Annotated in this window: 1 pseudogene; it reads right to left on the bottom strand. The window is 44.4% G+C overall.

The features are described from left to right. A pseudogene (locus EPB74_RS13460) lies at positions 1–268 on the bottom strand (IS3-like element ISPar2 family transposase); the annotation flags it as partial.

Here is a 268-nt window from a genome sequence, read left to right on the forward strand (position 1 = left end):
AATCCAAAGCCCCAGTTCTTGTTCTGCTCGGTCAGATCTATGAGCAAGTCCGCTATCTGCTTATTCTCATCCGTTGCTACCGACTTGTGATAATAACAGGTGACGCTAATGTTAAAGATCAAGCAAGCTCTGCGGATACTGATGCCATGCTCTTTAATGTAGTGACAAGCCATCTCTTTGCGCCTGAGTGGCGCTACCACTTTTTTGACATGGCATCCTGTAATATGTCGGATTTGAGACATTCATCGGCATACATCTTTTTTAAGCG

The sequence above is a fragment of the Psychrobacter sp. DAB_AL62B genome (assembly GCF_028895345.1).
Taxonomy (GTDB): domain Bacteria; phylum Pseudomonadota; class Gammaproteobacteria; order Pseudomonadales; family Moraxellaceae; genus Psychrobacter.